Source organism: Pseudomonas sp. AP19 (assembly GCF_001728855.1).
In the GTDB taxonomy this organism is placed as follows: domain Bacteria; phylum Pseudomonadota; class Gammaproteobacteria; order Pseudomonadales; family Pseudomonadaceae; genus Aquipseudomonas; species Aquipseudomonas fluorescens.
This window is the reverse complement of sequence record NZ_LXJP01000147.1, coordinates 1-792: the sequence shown is the minus strand read 5'-3', so window position 1 is coordinate 792 and position 792 is coordinate 1. Positions and strand designations below refer to the sequence as shown.

Here is a 792-nt window from a genome sequence, read left to right as displayed (position 1 = left end):
TGAATCGCCCCGGGTTTCCTAGACACTCTCCAGGCTCGCTGCGTAACGCTTTTCAAACTCTACCGGTGACAGCTGATTGTTGAAACTGTGGCGTCGTTTTGGGTTGTAAAACATCTCGATGTAATCGAACACATCATCCCGAGCATCCTGGCGTGTAGTGTAGATTTTACGCTTGATCCGCTCCCGCTTTAGCAGCTGGAAAAAGCTCTCCGCTACAGCGTTGTCGTGGCAGTTACCTCGACGACTCATGCTGGCTACCAGGTTGTTAGCTTTCAAGAAGCTTCGCCAGTCTGAGCTGCTGTACTGACTGCCTTGATCCGAGTGGATCATCACCTCTTGCTTCGGCTTACGTCTCCAAACCGCCATCAGCAGTGCATCAATGGCTACGTCGCTGGTCATCTGCGACTTCATTGACCAACCAATGATCTGGCGTGAAAACAGATCGAGCACCACGGCCAAATACAGCCAGCCTTCATATGTTCGGATGTAGGTAATGTCTGTGACCCAGACTTTGTTGGGTTCTCTGACATCGAATTGGCGCTTCAGTAAGTTCGGTGAGGCAACGGCTGGTTTACCGCCATATTTTCCCGGCCTCCGTCGATACCCAGTCTGAGAACGTAAACCTTCAAGGCGCATCAACCTAGCTACCCGGTGACGGCCACAGCTCTCACCAACCTCTCGCAGGTCATCATGGATCTTGCGATAGCCATAAACACCACCGCTTTCCAACCAGGAGTGTTTGATCAGTCCAAGCAGTCGCTGATCGTCCTTGGCTCGCGCAGATTTTGGTTC

General features: G+C 52.0%; 1 protein-coding gene. It reads right to left on the bottom strand.

Features of this window, described 5'->3' with window-relative positions; translation table 11 throughout:
• Positions 1-18: 18 nt before the first annotated feature.
• On the bottom strand, positions 19-792 hold a 774-nt coding region (locus A7D21_RS34055; RefSeq protein ID WP_069553858.1), incomplete at its 5' end, for an IS3 family transposase.